Below are 20,339 nucleotides of genomic sequence, written 5' to 3' on the forward strand. Positions count from 1 at the left end.
CGGCTGCTCGCCCTCACGGTCTGGGGTACGGGCGCCGGAACGGTGTGCGCGGCCAGCGCAGGCGTACCCCGGTCGCACGGGCGACGGCGTTCAGGTGGGGGCCGGTGTTGCCGACGAACCACACCGCCCGGTCCGCGCGGGGCCACGCGTACGCCGGGACACCCTCGTCGAGCAACGACGGCAGCCTCGGCTCGTCGAGGGCCCTGGCGGCGAAGGCGTAGAGCGCCGCGAGCCGCGGGGCGATCACACCGTAGTCGAGCATGCGGGCCAGGGGGTGCTCGTCGAGAACGACGGCCTCGACGGTCCCGGGCACCGGGTAGACCTTCGGGAACGACCGCCCGAGGTCCAGGAACAGCTGGACGCTGCGATGGCGCGGGTCCACCAGCCGGGGGCCGAGAAAGGCCAGCGGTCCCAGCGCGAGCCGTGGGTCCGCGAGCATGGCGTGCGTCTGCAGTACACGGATCAGCGCGACGTTCATCATGAAGCGCTCGACGTCGCCCTCCCGCGCCGCCAGATCCTCGTGATCCAGGTATCCGGCGACGATGCTGGCGTTGTGCGCGCGGTACCAGCGGACCGGCGACGGACGCCGGATGAACCCCGTCCAGTACCCGACCCGCCGGCTGCCGGCGGCAGGCGCGGTCCCTGGTGCCTCCGCGGTCAGCAGGGCGGCCTCGACCTTGTCCCGCAGCAGCACCTCGTTCACGGCACGCCACCAGGGGCTGCCGGGCGGATCGGCGGACTCCGGCTCCAGCACGCCACGCGCGGCGGACCAGCGCATGAAGCTGGACTCGGCGTACACGTACCGGGACAGGTCGCCGCGCGCGCCTTCGTAGAACTCCCGCGCCAGGGCGAGACGCGCCCCGGTGTCGTTGCGGACACGCTCCACCCGGCGCCGCGCCCGGTCGGCCGCGCTCGTCAAGGTGATCCGCGCCGATCGGCATCGCTGAACATCCCGCCATGGTGAGGACTGGCCACAGGCAGCATTGTGCACAGGGAGGCGCCGGGCGCGCCGCCGGAAAGGTTTGCGTACGTGGGCGCGGCGTCAGCGCCGGTCGGCGAACGACGCTTCGAGGGCGGCGATGTGCCGGGCCTCCGCCTCCTTGCGGACGGCGGTGAAACGGCGGTCGACGATCAGGAGGGGGACGGCCCACAGAGCGCCCCACAGGCTGAAGGAGTCGACGACTCCGGTCTGCCGCAGCACGGTGTTCGTCAGGACGCAGAGGATGCCGCAGATCGTCCAGGCGGCCGTGCGGTGCCGGCCGAGGAAGCGTACGGGGGCGTTCCAGGGGCCGGACAGCGCCTCCAGGGTCGCGGCGCGCACGATGGCGTCGCGGTCCACGGTGTCCTCCTCCGGCACCGCGGCGCCCTGCCGGAGGTCCGCTTCGAGGGTGCGGGCCTGGATCTCGGTGGCGTGGCCGACCGCGGCGGTCGCCGCCGCCATCCTGACCTCGTCCAAGTAGCTGCGGCGCTCCCAGCGTTCGGTGGCGGCGACCTGGGCGGCCTCCGGGGAGTCCGGCGCCAGCTCGTCGAGGCGGCGGGCCAGGACACGGGCGCGGGCGGCGCGGCCCGGGTGGTCGAAGGCGTCGGCGCGCAGGCACAGTTCGGCGTACCCGGCCAGGAGTCCGAGGTGGTCGGCGTCCAGCGCGAGTCCTGCCCGGAACGCCTCCTCCGCGCGGTCGTCGTGGTCGTCCTCGTCCTCGGCGGCGTGCCCGAGCGCCAGCCAGCAGTACAGGTCGGGGTGGGGGCCGTGCTCGTCCAGGCCCTCCTGCGCGGCGCGCCGCACGGCCGCGTTGCCGCCCGCCCTGAACAGCTGCTCGCAGCGCTCCTGGTACGCGTCAATCGTCGTCATGCGGGCTTCCCCCCTGCCTGCCACCCGCGCGGGGTGGACCTGTGTGTCCGGGATCTTCGCAGTTCCGCGGCGATTTGACGATCAAGGAATGGTGACGGTCGGACGCGTGTGGTGAAGTGGGGATCATGACGACGAGTGACGCGTTCGTGGTGCCGGAGCTGTACTCGGGCTACCCCGGGGTGGCCTTCGGCGGATATGTCGCCGGGGTGCTCGCGCGGGCGTCCGGGGCGGGGACGGTCCGGGTCGACTTCCGGGGCCCGGTGCCGGTCGAGGTGCCGGTGCGGCTGGCCGGGGACGGGGACGGCGGCGCGGAGTTGGGCGAGCCGGAGAGGCCGCTGGCGACGGCGCGTCCGGCCGAGTTGACGCTCGACGCGCCGAAGGCGCCCTCCTGGGAGGAGGCGTCGGCGGCGTCGGACCGTTTCCGGGCCGCCCCGCCCTCCAGTGTGGTCGACTGCTTCGGCTGCGGACTGCGCAGCGCCGACCGGGGCCTGCGCGTGTACTGCTCCCCCGTGCCGGGCCGGGATCTGGTGGCCACGGCCTGGACGCCGTCCGCCACGTTCGCCGGTCCCGACGGGCTGCTGCCCGAGGCGCTGGTCTGGGGTGCCCTGGACTGCCCGGGCCACTGGGCGGGCCGGTTCCTCGGCACGCAGCGGCCGGGCGCGGTCACGGCCGCGCTGACGGGGACGATCCTGCGGCCGGTCGTCGCGGGCGAGCCCCATGTGTCGTACGCCTGGCTGCTGTCGGAGAGCGGCCGCAAGCACACGATGGGCGTGGCGCTGGCGACGGCCGAGGGCGAGGTGTGCGCCCTGTCGGAGGCCCTGTGGATCGACCCGAGGCCGACGGAGTGAAGGAGGTGTGGGCTCGGTCAGGCCGGCTCGTCCCGGTTCTCCGCCCTGCTCAGTTCCGCCGTGAACTGGGCGCCCGCGAGCAGGGCCAGGTTGGACAGCCACAGCCAGATCAGGGAGACCACGACACCCGCGAGTGAGCCGTACAGCCTGCTGTAGGTGCTCAACGCCGAGGTGTAGAGGGCGAACAGGGCGGACACGGCCAGCCAGAGCGTGGCGGCGAGGGCGCCACCGGGCAGGCTGAGGTGCCGGGCGCGGGCCTGGACGGGGCCGGTGCGGAACACGGTGACCACCAGCAGGGCCACCAGGCACAGGAGCAGCGGCCAGCGCAGCAGGGTCCAGGCCCACGCCGCCATGACGTCGAGGCCGAGGGCCCGGCCGGCGGCCTCGGCGACCGGGCCGGACAGCATCAGCACCAGCGAGCTGAGCAGGAGCAGCCCCAGCAGGGCGAGGGCGGTGAGCAGGATGCGGGGGGCCGTGCGCCAGGGTGAGCGGTGGTCGTCGACGCCGTGCATCCGGTGCAGGGCGCGCCGGAAGACGGCGAGGTAACTGCTCGCGGACCACAGCGCGCTGACGGCGCCCGCGACCAGCAGGGTCCAGGCGGCGGAGCCGCTGCGCAGGGTGCGGGCCAGCGCGTCGTGGAGCTGGCCGCCCGCCTGGCCGGGGGCGTAGTCGGTGACGTGCCCGATGAAGTCCTCGGCGGTGTCGGGGCCGATGAGGCTGAACGCGACGACGGTGACCATGAGCGCGGGCAGCAGGGCCAGGATGGCGTAGTAGGTGAGGGCGGCCGCGTAGTCGGAGATGTCGTCGCGCCACATGGACGCCGGGGTGCGGCGCAGGGCGGGCGCCCAGGCTCGGGGGACGCGGTTCGCCAGGGGCGGGGGCAGGGGTGCGGGCTGCGGTTCGGCGGACATGGCCTTCGGGGGGGCGCGGGAGGGGGAACGGTACGGCGGCTATGGGCCGTTAAGACACGGCAGGGCGGCGGCGCCTCGCTGTGGGAGCGAAGTCGCCACCGCCCTGCCGTGTCGGCGGGCCGGCCCGTGTTCCGGACCGGCGTGGCTCAGCGATCAGATCCGGCCACCGGTGAGCCGGGTGATCGGGCCGAGCGTGCGCCGTCCCGCGCGTCGTCCGGCCGCGTACGTGGACGCGCCGAGCACCGCGATACCCGTGCCGACGCCGGCGGCGAGGGCCTTGCGGTGGGCGAGGGCCGTCCACGCCGTCGTCGCGAGGGTCACGGCCTGCCCGGACGCGGAGACCACGGCCTTGCGTCCGGCCTCGACGCCCCGGGCCGCCGACTGGGCGACGGCGGAGGTGGCCTTGGCGGCCCGCTCGGCCGTGCCCGTGACGGCTGACGCCGCGGCACCGGCCTTTTCCGCGGTCTTGTCTGCGGCCTTGTCCGCCGCCTGGGAGGCCGGTGCGGTCGCCCGCGACGCGCTTCGACGGGCCTTCGCGGCCGTCTTCTTGGCGGTTGCGGAATCCTGGTTGGTGTCGTTGTTGGATGGGCTCATGGACATCGCGTTGCCCCCTTCCGCGGCAGCAAACCCGTTCGACCTTGACCATCCGCGGAGCCGCCCGCGCCATCGTCCACCGAGACCGTGTGTCGTCGGTCCGCGACGGCTTTGTCACGGTCGGGGCACGCCTCGCCGTTCGCTCTGGCCACGCAACCGCGGCGGCCGAAAATGTGTCTCTGAGCCCAGGACACGGCCACCGCCGGACGGCCGGGGCTCCGGTGCGACGGCGACACGGCCGGCCGGCGCCGCCAGGCGGCCTGGGGGGACGGACATGAGTACACGGACATGGGAAGTACCCGGATACACCGGGTCGCTGGAGCTCGGCTCGGGGGCGAGCGGACGGGTCGTACTGGCCGTCCACGAGGAGACCGGCGTGCCGGTCGCGGTGAAGTACCTCAGCGAGTCCCTGCGCACCCGGCCGGGCTTCGTGCACGACTTCCGCGCCGAGGCACGGCTGCTGGGCGGGCTGGAGAGCCCGTATGTCACCGGGCTGTACGAGTACGTGGAGAGTCCGCAGGGCGCCGCAATCGTGATGGAGCTGGTGGACGGCGTCTCGCTGCGGACCCTGCTGACCCGGCAGGGCCCGCTCACGCCCGAGGCCTCCCTGGTCGTCCTCAAGGGCTCGCTGCTCGGGCTGGCCGACGCCCACCAGGTGGGGGTCGTCCACCGCGACTACAAGCCCGATAACGTCCTGGTGCTGCCGGACGGGACGTCCAAGCTGGTCGACTTCGGCATCGCCGTGGACGCCGGGACGGACGGCGGGGTGGCGGGCACCCCGCCGTACATGGCGCCGGAGCAGTGGACCGGCGCGCCCGCCTCCCCCGCCGCCGACGTGTACGCGGCCACGGCCACCTTCTTCGAGTGCCTCACCGGCCACAAGCCGTTCGCGGGCGACAACATCGCCGAGCTGGCGCTGCGGCACGTCGAGGCTCCCGTGCCGGCCGAGGAGGCGCCCGAGCCCGTACGCGACCTGGTGCGGCGCGGTCTGGCCAAGGACCCGGAGCAACGCCCGGCGCGGGCCGCCGAGTTCGTACGGGAGCTGGAGGCGGCCGCCGGTGCCGGGTACGGACCGGACTGGGAGGAACGCGGCCGGGACCGGCTCGCGGCGCTGGTGGCCCTGCTGCCACTGCTGCTGCCCTCGGCCCGGGACGGCGCCCGCACCACGACCGACAGCGCGCACACGGTGCTCGGCCCCGCGCCCGGTCCGGGCCCCGTACGGGCGTGGCTGCCCGGCCGGGCCGGAATGCTGGCGTCGGCCGCCGCCGTGCTCCTCGGCGTCCTGCTGACGTACGGGGTGCCGTTCGCCCCGGACGAGGCCGCGCGCGACACGGCCCAGGCGGTCGCCACGAGCAGCTCGGGGCCCGGCGTGTCGGCGCCGGAGTCCGCCACGCCGAGCACCTCCGCCTCGCCGTCCGGCTCCCCCAGCTCATCGTCGTCGCCGGACGCCTCGCCCACGACGGCGACACCCACCGACGGCACGAGTGCCACCGCCTCCGCATCCCCGGCCGGCGCGGGCACGACGGCACCCGCCGGCACGGGCGGCACCACGGCGCCCCCGACCGGCACTCCACCCACGGAACCCACCGCGCCGGCCGTGAAGGACGTGGCGCTGTCGGGGTTCACCCAGACCGGGCCCATGACGGCCACCGCGACCGTCGTCGTCACCACGGACGGCACCGGCCCCGTCTCCGTCACCGTCTCCTGGTCCACGGGCAACCTCCCCGGAGTGCCCGGGGCCGCCGACGGCGCCGCCCAGACCTTCACCCGCAGCGGCGCCACGCAGTACACGATCCCCGTGGACCACACCTTCCAGAACCGGGGCTGCTACTGGACGGTGCAGGCGACGACCGATCCCGCGGCCGCCGGTGGAACGGCCTCCCAGCAACTCCTGACCCGGCAGTGTGATCTGCGATGAGCGCACCCGACGACATGACGGCCGACCTCGGCGCACGCCCGACGCCACCGGCCCCCGCCGACACCGGCCACGGCACCGGCTACAGCGCCACCGTGCTCGGCAGCCACTGGATCCAACGGCCCGAAGAGGACGGCGAGGAGACGCTGGTCGCCCCGCCGCCCGACCGCGTCGAGGGCACCGTGCTGCGCTTCGGCCCCGGAGTCACCGCCGCCGTCGCCCACCGCACGCACCGCACACTCCCCGCTCTGCCGTCGGCCCCTGCGCCGGCCCGCCGGCGACTGCGCCGGCACACCCTGCCCGTACTGGTGCTGCTGTGCGTCCTCGCCTTCCTGGCCTGGCAGCGCCTGGGGCCGTCCGTCCAGGTGCGGTCGGTCGCGGTGGCCGTGCGGCCCGCGGTGCTCCCCTGCGACGGCACCGCGAACGTGGTCGCCGTGGTCGGGACGAACGGCCGCCCGGGGACCCTCACGTACCGCTGGACCCGCAACGACGGTACGCAGTCGGGGGTGTTGCGCGAGGTGGTCGCCCGGGACCAGCGGCAGGCCCGCCTCACGCTCCGCTGGACCTTCGAGGGCGAGGGCCGCCGCATGGCTCGGGCCGAGGTGGAGATCCTCTCCCCCGCCCATCTCACGGCGGACGCGCGGTTCACGTACGACTGCGGCTGAACTCCCCCACGCCGGCGGGCGCAAAGCCGCTGATGGCGTGGGGTGCGGTGCGCCGGGTGCGCACCATGTCGGCGGCGGGCGTGCCGTGGTGACGGAGCGACAGAGTGCTGCGCGAGGTCTGGACAGCCATCCGAAAGGCGTGTTGTCATTCCGCTGTCGCAAGATTTTCCAACGTTGAAAGAGCCGCCCCGACCGCGTCCGTGCCGGTCCTGCGACCCACCCGTGCACGTGCCGACCGGCACCGGTCCGCGGCCTCTGTGCGAGGAAAGGTTCGATGACAAGACAACACAACCGCCCACGAGCCGCAGTGTGGGCGCTGCTGGCCGCGGCCGCCCTCGTCGTCCCCCCGAGCGGCCTGGCCGCCACCGCTTCGGCGGCGGAGCCGGCCGGCAGCGCGCAGGCCCCCTCCGCGCCGGCGTCCGACGTCGTGGTGCACGGTCTGAAGGGCGAGTACTTCGCCATGTCGGCGCCGGGCGCCCGGGACTTCGCACAGCTCGGCGGCACGCTGCTCGAGCCGCAGATCAACTTCTCCGGTCTGACCAGCACGTTCCAGGAGCTGAACGGCAGGACGGAGCACACCACCGCCCGCTGGACCGGCCAGATCGAGGCGCCGGCCACCGGCGACTACACCTTCTACGCCATCGGTGACAACGGCTTCCGGCTCTTCATCGACGGCGAGCCGGTCATCGACCACTGGGAGCCCGACTGGGACAAGGAGCAGACCAGCGCCAAGATCCATCTCGAAGCCGGGGAGAAGCACGACTTCCGGCTGGAGATGTTCCAGGACTTCGGCGGCGCCAACATGTTCCTGCGCTGGTCCGGCCCCGGCATCGCGAAGCAGCTCGTGCCCATGTCGGCGTTCACCCCGCCGGAGGGCTTCGAGGTCTACCCGGTGGAGCTGACGGTTGGGGCGGACGGCCGGAAGCTGCGCGCCCGCTTCGAGGGCAGGGTCGGTGATCTGAACGCGGTCAAGGAGCATCTGAAGGTCGAGGCCGACACCACGGCCATGCCCCTGAAGTCGGTGGCCGTGGCCCCCGGCGACCGCAACTCCCTGATCGTGACGCTCGCCGAGCCCATCCAGAAGGCCCAGCAGGTGCGGGTGAGTTACGACGGCGAGGGTGGTCTCACGTCCGGCGGCGAAACCGTGCCGAAGGTGATCCGGTACGCCGAGAACGCCTCCACCCACCGTCTCACCACCAAGTGGGGCGACAAGGTCGACAAGAAGAACCCGCTGCCGGAGTACCCGCGCCCACAGCAGGTGCGCTCCCAGTGGAAGAACCTCAACGGCACCTGGCAGTTCAGCGGCGCCAAGGCCGGCGAGCAGCCCGTGTTCGGCAAGGACCTCCGCGAGAAGATCGTCGTGCCGTACCCGGTGGAGTCCCAGCTCTCCGGGCTGGAGCGGCACGAGGACCACATGTTCTACCGCCGCACGATCACCGTCCCCAAGGACTGGAAGGTCGGCAAGAGCGGCCGGGACAACCGGCTGAAGCTGAACTTCGGCGCGGTCGACTACCAGGCGCGGGTCTACGTCAACGGCACGAAGGTCGCCGAACACACCGGCGGCTACGACGCGTTCAGCGCCGACATCACCGACGCGCTGAAGGGCTCGGGACCGCAGGAGGTCGTGGTCGCGGTCACCGACACCGGTGGCGCCGACCAGCCGATGGGCAAGCAGTCCACGAACCCGGGCGGCATCTTCTACACCCAGTCGTCGGGCATCTGGCAGACGGTGTGGATGGAGCCGGTTGCGAAGGCGTCGATCGATAACGTTGTCTCCACCCCGGACATCGACTCCGGCACCCTCGCGGTGACGGTGGAGTCGGCCAAGGCGTCGGCGGGCGCCCGGGTCGAGGCCGTGGCGCGGGACAAGCGCGGCAAGGTCGTCGGCAAGGTCAGCGGCCCGGCCAACAAGCAGCTCCGGCTGCCGGTGGCGAACCAGCACCTGTGGAGCCCGGACGACCCGTACCTCTACGACCTCGACGTCAAGCTCACCGACGGCCGGTCGACGGACAAGGTCGGCAGCTATTTCGGTATGCGCGAGATCGGCGTCGCGAAGGTCGGCGGCTTCCAGAAGCTGGTGCTCAACGGCAAGCCGGTCTTCTCCCTCGCCACCCTCGACCAGGGCTTCTGGCCCGACGGCCTCTACACGGCCCCCAGCGACGAGGCGCTCGCCTTCGACCTGAAGGCGCACAAGGAGCTCGGCTTCAACGCGGTGCGCAAGCACATCAAGGTGGAGCCGGCGCGCTGGTTCTACCACGCGGACCGGCTGGGTCTGCTGGTCTGGCAGGACTTCGTCTCCGGCAACCTCACCAACGAGACCGGGCGCACCGCCTTCGTCGACCAGGGCCGCGAGATCATGCGCGAGCACCACAACGCGCCGTCCGTGATCGGCTGGATCGTCTTCAACGAGGGCTGGGGCGAGTGGGACCGCACCGAGACCGGCAAGATCACCGAGGCGGTCAAGGAGGCCGACCCGTCCCGTGTCGTCAACGCCCACAGCGGTGTGAACTGCTGCAACTCCAAGGGTGACTCGGGCAAGGGCGACATCATCGACCACCACGACTACAACAACGAGGACCCGCCCTTCCCGGACGCCAAGCGGGCGGCGATGGACGGTGAGCACGGCGGCTTCACCCTGCGCGCCCCCGGACACATGTGGCCTGGTGCCCCGACCGTGATCTACAGCGGCGTCGACAGCAAGGAGGCGCTGACCCGCAAGTACGTGGAGAACACGGAGAAGTTCTACCTGGACCAGGCCGCGGCCGAGCTGTCCGGCTCGGTGTACACGCAGATCACGGACCTGGAGAACGAGCTCAACGGCCTCTACACGTACGACCGTCGGGAGATCAAGGTCGATCCGGCGCCGGTCCGGGAGATCAACCGGAAGGTCATCGCCGCCGGCGCCTCGGCGGGCGACCGGCTTCCGCTGAAGGGCGGCGGCTCCTGGTCCCTGGACGAGGGCTCCGGGACCACGGCGAAGGACGACGGCCCGAACAAGAAGCCCCTCACGCTCAGCGAGGGCACCAGCTGGACTCCGGGCGTCAGCGGCAGCGCGCTGAAGTTCGACGGCAAGGGGCAGTACGCCGAGACGGCCGGGCCGGTGCTCGACACCACGGGCAGCTACACCGTGTCCGCGTGGGTACGGCTGGACGAGCTGCCGGGCAACTACGCCACCGCGGTCAGCCAGGACACCCGGCGCCAGGCCAGCCCGTTCTACCTGCAGTACGGGCAGGGGGCGTTCGCCTTCAGCACCCCGGGTGAGGCCCGCGCCCGCCTGGTGACGACCCCGGAGACGGGCCGCTGGTACCACCTGGTCGGCGTCCGCGACGGCGCCGACAACACGATCACGCTGTACGTGGACGGCAAGCGGGCGGGGTTCGCCACCGGCGGCGCGGCCTACCCCAGCACCGGTTCCCTCGCGGTCGGCCGGGCCCAGTGGGGCGGCAACGACACCGACTTCTGGAACGGTGCCGTCGACGAGGTCCACGCGTTCGACAAGGCGCTCACGGCCGAGGAGGTGAGCGCGCTCTACACGGACGAGAAGCCGTGACGGTCCGGTAGGCGGACGGCCCCGGTGGGAGGTGGCTCCCGCCGGGGCCGTCCGCCGTCTGCCGTCCGCCGTCTCAGGGCAGCGGGGTGCGGTGCAGGGAGATGAGCAGCCGCCAGACGCGGTGGGCGATGTCGTCCGGGCCGCCCGGGACCAGGCCGTGCACCCAGTCGGCGAGCACCCCGGTGAAGGCCGAGGCGACCGCGGAGGCGACGAGGTCCGGTTCGGGTGCGCCGACGAGGGCGCGTTCGGCGCGGCTGCGGGCGCGCAGGTCCTGGTGGAGCCGGCGGCCCAGCGGACCGCCGCCGCCGGGGCTGAGCAGCGCCCGGTAGAGCCCGGCGTGCCCGCCGATGCCGGTGAAGAAGTCCAGGAGCGCGGGCGGCGGCTTCGCGGGGTCGGGGGTGCCGCGCCAGGCGTGCAGAGCGTCCACCGCGTCACGCACCACGTCCGCGCAGGCGTCGACCGCCAGTGCCTCGAGGTCGGTGTAGTGGACGTAGAAGGTGGCCCGGCCGACTCCGGCCCGGCGCACCAGCGCGGCCACGCTCACCTCGGCCAGCGACTGTTCGGCACAGGCGTCGAGCAGGGCGCGGCGGAGCTTGGCGCGGGTACGGACGGCGCGGGCGTCCCCTTCGGGGCCGGTCATCGGGCGAGGAGCACCGCGGCCAGGGCGAGGGCGCCGGGCAGTGCCTGGGCGAGCAGGATGCGGCGGTTGGCGGTGACGCCTCCGTACACACCGGCGACGACGACGCAGACGAGGAAGAAGACCCGGGCCTGGAAGCCGGCCGGGTCGTCGGCGATCAGGCCCCAGACGAGGCCGGCGGCGAGGAACCCGTTGTAGAGGCCCTGGTTCGCGGCCAACGGGGCGGTGGCGCGGGCGAGTTCGGCGTCGAAGCCGGACAGGCTGCGGCCGGGCGGCTTCTGCCAGAGGAACATCTCCAGCACGAGGATGTACGCGTGCAGCGCCGCCACCAGCGCGGTCAGGACGCTCGCCGTCGTCTCCATCGGTGATCCCACCTCTTCACAGCATTCCTGGACAGGTGTCCAGCATACATGGACACCTGTCCAGGAGTGGGGAGAGGAGGTCACCCGGTGGTCATGGCGCCCAGGGCGCCTCCACGGCCCAGGTCGTGTCCTGGGTGAAGAGGGCCGGGTTGTCCCAGGTGTGGGTGCCTCCCGGAGTGGCCAGCCACAGTTCGGCGTTGTAGTGGCGCAGATACTGCTCGGGGAAGTTGTAGGCGGACAGCCGTACGCCGCCGTCGGCGCCCCGGACCGGGCAGAAGGTCGCGTCGGCCCGGTACAGGTCGCCGCTGCCGGCCTCCTTGTAGACGCGGTACTCCCGGTGGCGCAGGTACTGGCCGGGGTAGTTGCGCGACTCGAAGCTGTAGCAGGTGCCGTTCGCCAGTCCGGGGACGATCCGCCAGGTGGCGTCGTTCTTCAGCAGGGAGTCGCTGCCGGCGTTCACGACCTCGGTGAAGGCCGCCCCGTCCTTGTGGCGCATGAAGCGGTCGGTGTAGCCGGGGGTGGTCACCCGCAGGGACCGGTACTGGTCCACGGGCAGGGTGAGCGGGGCAGTCGTCCCGCGTGAGGCGTCGATCAGGGCGCGGTTGGCGGCGCGCACCCGGGCCTCGTCGACCTTGACCACCTGACGGTCGTAGGTCAGCAGGCCGTTGACCTCGTTCTCGACGTCCGTGATCTCGGTGTAGACCGAGGCGGACAGGCCGCGGGGCATACGGACCTCGCGGATCGCGTCGATCAGCCCCACGAACCGGTTGTTCAGATGGGCGAGGTCGGGCTGGTCCTCGTAGCTGAAGCCGCCGCCCGGGTACCACTCGTGCCCGGAAACCTTGAAGCCCAGGCCGCCGAACTCGCCGAGGACGGCGGCGCGGGTGGCGCTGGGCACGGTGGTGCCGGGGCCGACGTAGACATGGTGGTCCACGACGTCCCCGTTGCCGCCGTCGACGGCACCGCAGCAGTTGACGCCGCTCATGTTGTCGACGAGCCGGGTGGGGTCGTACGCCTTGACCTTGTCGGCGAGGCGGGCCTGGTCGTACTGGCCCCAGCCCTCGTTCTGGTTGACCCACAGGACGAGCGACGGGGAGCTGCGGTGCTGGTCGATGATCCGGTCGTACTCGGCCTCCCACTGGGTGCGGGCGGCGGCGTCGGGGGTGCGCTCCATGTTCGGCATGTCCTGCCAGACCAGCAGTCCCAGCCGGTCGGCCCAGTAGAACCAGCGCTGCGGTTCGACCTTGATGTGCTTGCGGACCATGTTGAAGCCGAGGTCCTTGTGCTTCTGCAGGTCGTGGCGCAGGGCCGCGTCGGTCGGCGCGGTGTAGATGCCGTCGGGCCAGTAGCCCTGGTCGAGCGTGCCGGTCTGGAAGACGAACTTCCCGTTGAGCACCGGGCGTTGGTGGCCACCGACGCTGGCGAGGGCGATGGTGCGCATGCCGGTGTAGCTGCCGACGGAGTCGACGGTGGTACCACCCGAAAGCAGGTCGGCCTTCACGTCGTAGAGGAAGGGGTCCTCAGGGGTCCACAGGTGCGGGTTCGGGACCGGCACGGTGAACTCGGTGCCGACCGGGCCGGTGGCCGTGCCGACGGTCGTGCCGCCGGTGGACACGGTGACGCGGGCCTGGTGGCCGCTGATGCCGGCGCCGCGCACGGTGACCTTCAGGCGGCTGTTCGCCGGGTCCGGCACCAGGTCGAGGCGGGTGACATGGGCGGCGGCGGTCGGTTCGAGCCACACCGTCTGCCAGATGCCGGACGCCGCGGTGTAGAGGATGCCGCCGCCGGGGTGCGGGGCGACGTCACGGATGCGCTGCTTGCCCACGGCCTGGGTGCCGGTCTCGGTGGGGTCCCAGACGGAGACGACCAGGGTGTTGGTGCCGGCGGTGAGCAGGTCGGTGACGTCGTAGGAGAAGGCGTCGTAGCCGCCGCTGTGGACGGCGCCGGCCTGCCGGCCGTTGACCCAGACGGTCGTACGCCAGTCGCTGGCGCCGAAGTTGAGCTGGACGCGACGGCCGTTCCAGTTCGACGGGACGGTGAACGTGCGCTTGTACCAGAGCTTGTCGTTCTGGGTGATCTTGCGCTGGATGCCGGACAGCGCGGACTCTGCGACGAACGGCACCCGGATCTGCTCGGGGAACGTGGCGGGCTGGCCGGCGTTCGCCGAGGTGACGGCGAAGTCCCAGACGCCGTTGAGGTTGGCCCAGTCGGGACGGGTCAGCTGCGGGCGGGGGTACTCCGGCAGCGGGTTGTCGACGGGGACCTGGTCGGTCCACGGGGTGGTCATGGGGGACGGTTTGGGGGTCCACGCCCGGGGTGCGGCGGTCGCGGATCCGGTGGCCGTCAGGGCCGTGCCGGCGGCCAGCGCGAACACGGCGAGCGCGGTGGTCGCCCACCGCGCCCGTCGTCTCAGCCAGGCGAACCTCTGCCGGCCTGCGGGTACTCGACGCATCGTGCCTCCTTGCTTCGTGGGGTTGCGGAGACGTGCGCGTGCCAGGGGGTGTTCGGCCCCCGGAACCCGAGCCCTGCGGAGGCCCGGATCCGTCACATGAGTTGTCGTCGGCGGCCCAGCCAGGTCTGGGCGATGACGACGACGGCCAGGAAGGCGCCGCTGACCACCTGCTGGTAGGAGGAGTCCAGGGAGCCGATCTGGTTGATGACGTTCTGGATGACCTTCAGCAGCAGGACGCCGACCAGGGAGCCGCTGACATAGCCGAGGCCGCCGGTCAGGAGCGTGCCGCCGATGACCACGGCGGAGATGGCCTCCAGTTCCATGCCGTTGCCGAGGATGGTGACGCCGGACGCGAGCCAGGCGGCGTTGAGCGCGCCCGCCAGACCGGCGAGCAGCCCGGACAGCGTGTAGACGAGGATCTTCGTACGGGCCACGGGGGCGCCCATGAGGGCGGCCGCGTCCTCGTTGCCGCCGACCGCGTACACGTGCTGTCCGAACCGGGTGCGGCGCAGCACGACGGCACCGGCGGCGAACAGGGCCAGGGTGATCCAGACCGGGTTGCCGAGGCCGAGGGTGGTGCCCTGCCCGAGTTCGGCGAGGACGGAGCCCTTGCCGATGAGGAAGGTGTCCGCGCCCTCGTCGGTGATGGCCAGCAGCAGTCCGCGCGCGCCGAGCATGGCGGCGAGGGTGACGATGAACGGGGCGAGCCGGGACTTCGCGACCAGCAGGCCGTTGACGACCCCGATCAGCCCGCACACCAGCAGGGGCAGCAGGAGTGCCACCAGGGTGCCGTGCCGCGACCCCCAGGCGGCGAGGACGCCGCCGAGAGCGAACAGCGAGCCCACGGACAGGTCGATGCCGCCGGTGATGATGACGAAGGTCATGCCGAGCGCGACGATCGCCAGGAAGGCCGAACTGGTCGCCATGTTGCTGACGTTGTCGCCGGTGGCGAAGGAGTCGAAGGAGAACGACGCCACCAGGGACACGATCACCAGGACGGCCAGAGCGCCGTGCTGCTGGACGAGGGCGCTCAGCCGTTCGGAGCGGGCGGAGCCGACCGGCTCGGTCTGTCCCGCCGGTTCGTTGCTCGCGGTGGTCACGGGTACGTCCGCTTTCGTGACGGTCATCGCTTCCCCCGTCCCCGTGCCGCGTACACCGCGGCGACGATCACTATGGCCTGGGCGATCTGGGTCCAGGAGGGCGGCAGATCGTGCTTGATGAGGGTGGCGGTGAGCAGCTGGATGAGGACGGCTCCCGCCACGGTGCCGCCGATGTTGACGCGGCCGCCGGTGAGCGGGGTGCCGCCGACGACGACCGCCGTGATCGCCGACAGCTCCATGAGGTTGCCGAGCGAGGTCGGGTCGCTGGCCTGGAGGCGGGCGGTGGCCAGCACTCCGGCCACGGCGGCCAGCAGCGCCGAGGCGATGTAGACGAGGATCAGTACCCGGCGCACCGGAAGACCGGCGAGCTGGGCGGCCGGCCGGCTGTCGCCGATGGCGAGGAGCTGACGGCCGAAGGTGGTGCGCCGCACCACGAAGGCGACCAGCAGCGCCAGGACGGCGGCGATCAGGATGAGGTACGGGATGCCGGCGATGTCACCCGAACCCAGGGAGGCCAGCGACGGGTTGCGCAGGTCCTTCAGCTGGGGCAGCAGGACGAGGGCGAGGCCGCGGCCGCCGACCATGAGGGCCAGGGTGGCGACGATCGGCTGGACGCCGACGAGGGCGACGAGCGCGCCGTTGGCCAGTCCGACCGCGGCGGCGAACAGCGCGACCACGAGCAGTGCGGGCAGCAGCCCGTAGCCGAGGTAGAGCGCGGTGACCGACGCGGCCAGCGCCATCACGGCGCCGACGGACAGGTCGACGCCCTCCGTGCCGATGACCAGGGCCATGCCGAGGGCGACGATGATGACGGGAGCGACCTGGACGGCCTGGGTGCGGAAGTTCTCCGCGGACAGGAAGTGCGGGGTGATGACGATGTTCACCACGAGCAGGGCGGCGACGCCGGCGTAGACGCCGTAGGTCTGCAGCCACTGGAGCACCCGGGCGCGGTCCAGGGGGGCGGTGCCCAGGGTGGCCTCAGCCATCGCTCGCCACCTCCTTCGCCACCGGTTCCGGCCGGGTGTCCCCGGCGATGGTGCGCATGAGCTTGTCCTCGGTGACGTCGTCGCCGGTGAGTTCGCCGACGACGGCGCCGTCCTTCAGTACGACCACGCGGTCGGACCCTTCGATCAGTTCCTCCAGGTCGGAGGAGATGAGCAGGACGCCCAGGCCGTCGGCGGCGAGTTCGTCCACCAGTTTCTGCACCTCGGCCTTGGCGCCGACGTCGATGCCGCGGGTGGGCTCGTCCAGCAGCAGCACCTTGGGGTTCATGGCGAGCCAGCGGGCGAGCAGCACCTTCTGCTGGTTGCCGCCGGACAGTTCGCCGACCTTCTGGTGCGGGGAGGACGCCTTGATCCGCAGCCGCTTCATGAAGGTGTCGACGACGCTGTCGACCTTGGCCTCGGAGACGAGGCCGAAGCGGGACAGCCGGGGCAGGACGGCGAGCGCGATGTTCTCCCGGACCGACAGGCCGGGGACGATGCCCTCGCTCTTGCGGTCCTCGGGCAGCAGGCTGATGCCCGCGCGGATCGCGGCCGGCGCGGAGCCGCCGCGCAGCGGTGTCCCGGCGACCGTGACCCGGCCCGAACGGACCGGCAGCGCGCCGGAGATGGCCTTGGCGGTCTCGGTGCGGCCGGAGCCGAGCAGTCCGCCGAGTCCGACGACCTCACCGGGCCGGATGCTCAGGGACACGTCGTGCAGCTTGTGCGGCACGGTCAGTCCGGTGGCTTCCAGCACCGGTTCACTGTCGGCGGCGTGGTGCTCGCCGGTGAACTTGGTGAGGCCCTCCTCGCGGACCTCGCCGAGGTCGCGGCCCAGCATGGTGGAGACGAGGGAGAGCCGGTCGAGGTCGGCCAGTTCGCCGTGGTGGACGCGTTTGCCGTCGCGGAGCACGGTGACGGTGCTGCACACGGCGTACAGCTCGTCGAGGCGGTGGCTGACGTAGACGACGGCGATGCCCGCGTCGCGCAGCCGGCGGATCACCGTGAACAGGGTCTCCACCTCGCGGGGTTCGAGCGAGGAGGTCGGCTCGTCCATGATGACGATACGGGCGTCGGTGGCCACGGCACGCGCCAGGGCCACCATCTGCTGGGCGCCGACGCCGAGGGTGCGCAGCGGCCGGCGGACGTCGACGTGGACGCCGTGGCCGAGCAGGATCTCCTCGGCCTCCCGGTTCATCCGGGCGACGTCCAGGACGCCGAAGCGGTTGCGGGGTTCGCGGCCCAGGAAGAGGTTGCGGGCGACGCTGAGCAGCGGGATGAGGTTGACCTCTTGGTAGATGGTCGAGATGCCCGCCTTCTGCGCCTCCAGAGGCGTCGCGAAGGACACCTTCTCGCCCTGGAAGGTGATCTCGCCGGCGTCCGGGCGGTACACGCCGGTGAGGAGCTTGATGAGGGTCGATTTGCCGGCGCCGTTCTCGCCGATCAGGGCGTGGACCTCGCCTGCGTGCAGGGTGAGGTCCACGTCGTCCAGGGCCCGGACGCCGGGGAAGGTCTTGCTCAGACCGCGGACGGCGAGGACTTCGGCGGGGGGTGCCACCTGTGCCTCCAGGAAGTGAAGGGTGCGGAACGTGGTGAAGGGGAGGCGGGGGGCACGGTCGCCCGTGCCCCCGGGGTGGATCAGTACGCCTTGGCGATGTCCGTCTTGGCGTTGTCCGCGGTGTAGGCGCTGTCCTGGATGATGATGTCCTGCGGGACGTCCTTGCCCTGGGTGAAGGTGTCCAGGGTCTGGAAGGCCAGGGGGCCGAAGCGCGGGTTGGACTCGATGACGCCGCTGATCCAGCCGTCGACGATGCCCTGGACGGCGTTGCGGGTGCCGTCGACGGTCACGATCTTGACGTCGCCGGCCTTCTTGCCGGCGCCCTTGAGCGCGGCGACCGCGCCGAGGCCCATCTCGTCGTTCTCGGCGTAGATGCCCTTGATGCCGGGCTTGGACTGGATGAGCTGCTCGGTGACCTGCTGGCCCTTCTCGCGGGCGAAGTCACCGGTCTGCTCGAACACGACCTTCAGACCGGGGGCCTTGGCGGCGATCTGGTCCTTGAAGCCCTTGGTGCGCTCGGTGGTGACGTTGTTCCCGGCGGAGCCGAGGAGGATGGCGACCTCGCCCTTGCCGCCGGTCGCCTCGATCATCTGGTCGGCGGCGCGCTTGCCCTGCTCGACGAAGTCGGAGGCGATGAAGGAGACGTAGTCCTTGCAGGCGGTGGCGTTGATCTTGCGGTCGATCGTGACGATCGGGACCTTCTTGGCGGCGGCGGCCTGGAGCACCGGGTCCCAGCCGTCGGAGTTCAGCGGGGCGATGACGAGCAGGTCGGCGCCCTTGGCGAGGAGGTCCTGGACGTCGCTGATCTGCTTGGAGAACTGGGACTGGGCGTTGGCCGTCAGCAGCTTGACGCCCCGCTTCTTCGCCTCGTCCTTGATGGACTGGGTCTCGGCGATGCGGAACGGGTTGGCCTCCTTCTCCGACTGGGAGAAGCCGACGGTCGCGTTCTTCAGGTCGATCTTCTTCGCGCCGTAGGCGTCGATGGTGCAGGACTTGCTGCCCGGCTTCGGCGTGACGACCTTCTGTTCGGCGCCCGCGGCGGCCGGGGACTTCGTGTCCTTCGACGCGTCGTCCTCCGACTTCGCGCAGGCGCCGGCGGTCAAGACCACCGCGGCGGCCAGGGCCACGACCCCGGGGCGGGCGAAGAGGCGAGGACGGTGAGTGGTGCGCTGCATGGTGACCCCGATCCGGGCGACGCTGAAAGGGAACTGGGGAGTCGCCGCAGGTGAAGAAACGGTGCCTCTCCCCCGGCGGGCAACGTTGTCCAGCCCGCCGCAAGAGGTTTTTACATCGTTGGAAGGACGCTGTAAACCCCCTGTGCACAGAGCCGTTCACCCGACGTGGGGAAAGCGCGGGGCGTGTCACGGCACGCCGAAGGGCCGACGCGCGCGTGGAGCGGCGGGCACCGCCACGACGCGTCGGCCGGGAAGGGGGACACGGGCACACCCGCCCGTCAGCCCTCGGTACCGTCCTCCCGGGCCGCGCGGCCGAGCGTGCTCTCCCGGGCGGCCAGGCGGTAGTCCGCCCAGACCCGCCGGGGTTCGGGGGCCTCGCCGCCCAGCCGGGCGAGGACGGACTCGACGGCCAGCCGGCCGATGGCCTCCTTGTCCGGGGACACGGAGGTGAGCGTCACCGCACCGAACCGCCCCTCGACGACGTCGTCGAAGCCGACGACCGCGATGTCCTCGGGGACGCGCAGCCCGCGTTCGTGCAGGACGCGCATCGCGCCGATCGCCATCGGGTCGTTGTAGGCGAAGATCGCGTCGGGACGCCGCCCGGCGTCCAGGATCCGGGTCATCGCTGCCGCGCCGTCCGCGTGCCCCCAGCCCTCGGTGGCGGCCACCAGCCCGTCGTCAGCCGGCAGCCCGGCGGCGCTGAGCTCCTCCCGCCACCCCCGGACCCGGAGCTGGGCCGGTTCGCTGCGGCCCTGCCGGGCGCCGATGAAGGCGATCTCCCGGCGCCCGAGGTCGAGCAGATGCCGGACGGCGGCACGGGCGGCGGCCACGTTGTCGATGGCGATGTGGTCGTACGGCAGGTCGTAGTCGCGCTCCCCGAGGAGCACCAGCGGGACGTTCTCGTCGCGGTCGCGCAGGTCCTCGCTCTCCAGCTCGATGGGGCTGAGGATGAGGCCGTCGATGACCCGGGCCCGGAAGCCCTGACTGACCAGCAGTTCCTGCTCGCGGTGCCCGCCGGTGTGGTCGAGCAGCACGATGTAGTCGTGGGTGGCGGCCGCGTCGATGACGGCGGCGGCCAGCTCAGCGAAGTACGGGTTGCCGAGTTCGGGCAGTGCGAGCGCGATGATGCCCGTGCGCCCCTTGCGCAGATGACGGGCGGCCAGATTGGGCCGGTAGCCCAGCGCGTCGATGGACCGCTGTACGCGCTCGCGCATCGCGGGGGTGACGTGCTGGTAGTTGTTCACCACGTTGGAGACGGTCTTGATGGACACTCCGGCGTGGGCGGCGACGTCCTTGAGGCTGACCCGCACGGCATTCCTTTCAGAGCGGCCCGACTCGGGTGTGTCGGTGCGGGTACGGTGTCGTCACCGTGAGCCTGGCGCCGAGTCCCTGCTTGACATTTACAACGTTATACAGGCGACGTCCGCGCGCTGACAAGGAGTTGTACCGGCGTACCGGCGCGATGAGGCCGGCCCCGGCGCACAGGGGGGCGAGGGGTGGGACCGGGGCGTGCAAGCGCTTGCCGCCGGCGTCCGCGTTCACCCCCCGTCGGGTTCACCGGGTGGGGCGACGCCCGCTCCGCCGGATGCGCACACCGACGTAGAGGAAGGCGACGAGCGCCACGAGCACGCCGATCAGCAGCAGATAGAACAGGCCCTTGGCGAGCACCCCGATGAAGCCGAGCACGACGGCCACGAGGAGCAGGAAGAGGAACAGTGCCATGGCGGCCTCCGCAGGGTGGTG

At 72.0% G+C, this 20,339-nt stretch carries 17 protein-coding genes; 4 read left to right on the plus strand and 13 right to left on the minus strand.

The annotated features are described in order from the left end of the window. Window positions 1–13 precede the first annotated feature (13 nt). A complete protein-coding gene (locus KBY32_RS06615; protein ID WP_210979201.1) occupies window positions 14–919 on the minus strand; it encodes a hypothetical protein in 906 nt (301 codons plus the stop codon). Between the two features lie 123 nt (window positions 920–1,042). Next, window positions 1,043–1,849, minus strand: a complete 807-nt coding sequence (locus tag KBY32_RS06620; RefSeq protein ID WP_210979202.1) for a hypothetical protein — start codon at window positions 1,847–1,849, stop codon at window positions 1,043–1,045. A 125-nt stretch (window positions 1,850–1,974) separates the two neighbouring features. On the opposite strand from KBY32_RS06620, the gene KBY32_RS06625 reads away from it, so the two are divergent. After that, window positions 1,975–2,697 carry a hypothetical protein gene (locus KBY32_RS06625; RefSeq protein WP_210979203.1) on the plus strand — a complete coding sequence of 241 codons (723 nt, stop codon included), beginning with the start codon at window positions 1,975–1,977 and terminating at the stop codon, window positions 2,695–2,697. A gap of 17 nt (window positions 2,698–2,714) precedes the next feature. Here the strand turns inward: KBY32_RS06625 and KBY32_RS06630 are convergent, their stop codons facing one another. Both KBY32_RS06630 and KBY32_RS06635 read right to left on the minus strand, forming a co-directional pair. Next, window positions 2,715–3,608, minus strand: a complete 894-nt coding sequence (locus KBY32_RS06630) for a YihY/virulence factor BrkB family protein (protein ID WP_210979204.1) — start codon at window positions 3,606–3,608, stop codon at window positions 2,715–2,717. 153 nt (window positions 3,609–3,761) lie between these two features. Beyond that, a complete protein-coding gene (locus KBY32_RS06635; protein WP_210979205.1) occupies window positions 3,762–4,208 on the minus strand; it encodes a hypothetical protein in 447 nt (148 codons plus the stop codon). Window positions 4,209–4,476: 268 nt separating this feature from the next. Here KBY32_RS06635 and KBY32_RS06640 point away from each other — a divergent pair, with 268 nt between their 5' ends. The 3 genes from KBY32_RS06640 (at window position 4,477) to KBY32_RS06650 (ending at window position 10,332) form a co-directional block, all read left to right on the plus strand. After that, on the plus strand, window positions 4,477–6,120 hold the full coding sequence (locus KBY32_RS06640) for a serine/threonine-protein kinase (protein WP_210979206.1): 1,644 nt from the start codon (window positions 4,477–4,479) through the stop codon (window positions 6,118–6,120). After that, entirely contained in the window at window positions 6,117–6,782 is a 666-nt protein-coding gene (locus tag KBY32_RS06645; RefSeq protein WP_247689125.1) for a hypothetical protein, read from the plus strand. Before KBY32_RS06640 ends, KBY32_RS06645 begins: the two co-directional genes overlap by 4 nt. A gap of 274 nt (window positions 6,783–7,056) precedes the next feature. Beyond that, entirely contained in the window at window positions 7,057–10,332 is a 3,276-nt protein-coding gene (locus KBY32_RS06650; protein ID WP_210979207.1) for a LamG-like jellyroll fold domain-containing protein, read from the plus strand. A 73-nt stretch (window positions 10,333–10,405) separates the two neighbouring features. Here the strand turns inward: KBY32_RS06650 and KBY32_RS06655 are convergent, their stop codons facing one another. From KBY32_RS06655 to KBY32_RS06695, 9 genes are all read right to left on the minus strand, one after another. Next, entirely contained in the window at window positions 10,406–10,972 is a 567-nt protein-coding gene (locus KBY32_RS06655; protein ID WP_210979208.1) for a TetR/AcrR family transcriptional regulator, read from the minus strand. Beyond that, window positions 10,969–11,331: a DUF1304 domain-containing protein gene (locus KBY32_RS06660; protein ID WP_055619849.1), complete on the minus strand. Its 363-nt coding sequence runs from the start codon at window positions 11,329–11,331 to the stop codon at window positions 10,969–10,971. The genes KBY32_RS06655 and KBY32_RS06660 overlap by 4 nt, the downstream gene beginning before the upstream one ends. A gap of 91 nt (window positions 11,332–11,422) precedes the next feature. Further along, entirely contained in the window at window positions 11,423–13,783 is a 2,361-nt protein-coding gene (locus tag KBY32_RS06665) for an AbfB domain-containing protein (protein ID WP_210979209.1), read from the minus strand. 92 nt (window positions 13,784–13,875) lie between these two features. Further along, a complete protein-coding gene (locus KBY32_RS06670; protein ID WP_181890324.1) occupies window positions 13,876–14,910 on the minus strand; it encodes an ABC transporter permease in 1,035 nt (344 codons plus the stop codon). Then, a complete protein-coding gene (locus KBY32_RS06675) occupies window positions 14,907–15,869 on the minus strand; it encodes an ABC transporter permease (RefSeq protein ID WP_210979210.1) in 963 nt (320 codons plus the stop codon). The genes KBY32_RS06670 and KBY32_RS06675 overlap by 4 nt, the downstream gene beginning before the upstream one ends. After that, entirely contained in the window at window positions 15,862–17,421 is a 1,560-nt protein-coding gene (locus KBY32_RS06680) for a sugar ABC transporter ATP-binding protein (RefSeq protein ID WP_210979211.1), read from the minus strand. Before KBY32_RS06680 ends, KBY32_RS06675 begins: the two co-directional genes overlap by 8 nt. An 80-nt stretch (window positions 17,422–17,501) precedes the next feature. After that, entirely contained in the window at window positions 17,502–18,596 is a 1,095-nt protein-coding gene (locus tag KBY32_RS06685) for an ABC transporter substrate-binding protein (RefSeq protein WP_210979212.1), read from the minus strand. Between the two features lie 278 nt (window positions 18,597–18,874). Next, a complete protein-coding gene (locus tag KBY32_RS06690; protein WP_210979213.1) occupies window positions 18,875–19,906 on the minus strand; it encodes a LacI family DNA-binding transcriptional regulator in 1,032 nt (343 codons plus the stop codon). Window positions 19,907–20,150: 244 nt separating this feature from the next. Next, window positions 20,151–20,318, minus strand: a complete 168-nt coding sequence (locus KBY32_RS06695) for a hypothetical protein (protein WP_181890323.1) — start codon at window positions 20,316–20,318, stop codon at window positions 20,151–20,153. Window positions 20,319–20,339 lie beyond the last annotated feature (21 nt).

Origin of the sequence: Streptomyces sp. RK62 (assembly GCF_018070255.1) — a bacterium.
Classification (GTDB): Bacteria; Actinomycetota; Actinomycetes; order Streptomycetales; family Streptomycetaceae; genus Streptomyces; species Streptomyces nigra.

What these genes read in the sequence shown, in the direction of transcription:
- KBY32_RS06695 (WP_181890323.1), bottom strand. Translation starts at nt 20,318, where the DNA reads ATGGCACTGTTCCTCTTCCTGCTCCTCGTGGCCGTCGTGCTCGGCTTC.
- KBY32_RS06660 (WP_055619849.1), bottom strand. Translation starts at nt 11,331, where the DNA reads ATGGAGACGACGGCGAGCGTCCTGACCGCGCTGGTGGCGGCGCTGCAC.
- KBY32_RS06645 (WP_247689125.1), top strand. Translation starts at nt 6,117, where the DNA reads ATGAGCGCACCCGACGACATGACGGCCGACCTCGGCGCACGCCCGACG.
- KBY32_RS06675 (WP_210979210.1), bottom strand. Translation starts at nt 15,869, where the DNA reads ATGGCTGAGGCCACCCTGGGCACCGCCCCCCTGGACCGCGCCCGGGTG.
- KBY32_RS06620 (WP_210979202.1), bottom strand. Translation starts at nt 1,849, where the DNA reads ATGACGACGATTGACGCGTACCAGGAGCGCTGCGAGCAGCTGTTCAGG.
- KBY32_RS06625 (WP_210979203.1), top strand. Translation starts at nt 1,975, where the DNA reads ATGACGACGAGTGACGCGTTCGTGGTGCCGGAGCTGTACTCGGGCTAC.
- KBY32_RS06640 (WP_210979206.1), top strand. Translation starts at nt 4,477, where the DNA reads ATGAGTACACGGACATGGGAAGTACCCGGATACACCGGGTCGCTGGAG.
- KBY32_RS06650 (WP_210979207.1), top strand. Translation starts at nt 7,057, where the DNA reads ATGACAAGACAACACAACCGCCCACGAGCCGCAGTGTGGGCGCTGCTG.
- KBY32_RS06670 (WP_181890324.1), bottom strand. Translation starts at nt 14,910, where the DNA reads ATGACCGTCACGAAAGCGGACGTACCCGTGACCACCGCGAGCAACGAA.
- KBY32_RS06685 (WP_210979212.1), bottom strand. Translation starts at nt 18,596, where the DNA reads ATGCAGCGCACCACTCACCGTCCTCGCCTCTTCGCCCGCCCCGGGGTC.
- KBY32_RS06655 (WP_210979208.1), bottom strand. Translation starts at nt 10,972, where the DNA reads ATGACCGGCCCCGAAGGGGACGCCCGCGCCGTCCGTACCCGCGCCAAG.
- KBY32_RS06635 (WP_210979205.1), bottom strand. Translation starts at nt 4,208, where the DNA reads ATGTCCATGAGCCCATCCAACAACGACACCAACCAGGATTCCGCAACC.
- KBY32_RS06630 (WP_210979204.1), bottom strand. Translation starts at nt 3,608, where the DNA reads ATGTCCGCCGAACCGCAGCCCGCACCCCTGCCCCCGCCCCTGGCGAAC.
- KBY32_RS06665 (WP_210979209.1), bottom strand. Translation starts at nt 13,783, where the DNA reads ATGCGTCGAGTACCCGCAGGCCGGCAGAGGTTCGCCTGGCTGAGACGA.